The sequence below is a fragment of the Vibrio sp. 1978 genome (genome assembly GCF_033344345.1).
Map to the genome: position 1 here is coordinate 1 of NZ_JAWPOP010000808.1, position 571 is coordinate 571.

At 48.0% G+C, this 571-nt stretch carries 1 pseudogene; it reads left to right on the forward strand.

The window, feature by feature from the left end:
• Nucleotides 1-571 (forward strand): annotated as a pseudogene (locus R8N49_RS29230) (efflux RND transporter permease subunit); the annotation flags it as partial.

A 571-nucleotide genomic window follows, 5' to 3' on the forward strand; every position in this document is an offset into this window, starting at 1 on the left:
TCATGCAAGAGGTCGAGTCTCAAACTATTGCTGATCATGGGCAAGGTATGATTCGCGATGTGCTTTCTTAAAATAGAAGCCGCACCGAAGGACGGGTGTTAGTGCCGCTTGTCGATGAGGAAATTCGTCCGTTCAATACCTTTGAACTTGCTCGCCGCTGGCGTGAGGCGATGCCTGTTATTCCGGGTATGAAGAGTATCAAGATCCGCGAACAAAGTGCAGGTGGTGGCGATCGTGATGAGTTTGGCTACTTACTGTTTGGCTCCAACATCAATGAACTTAATCAAGCAGGACGTTACTTGATTGAACGTTTGCAGCAAGAAGAAGGGTTGTACGATATCTCGTCATCCATTGATTCAGGCAGTAAAGAAGTGCTTCTTTCTCTTGCACCTGTTGCGTACGATCTCGGTCTTGACTTGACCATGATTGCGCAACAAGTCGGCGGCAGTTTTTACGGCGGAGAAGCACAGCGTTTGATTCGCGACGGTGAAGAGATCAAAGTCATGGTTCGCTATCCACAACTGACTCGTGAAGCGTTTTCTTCATTGCGTTACGCTGTCATTACTACGCC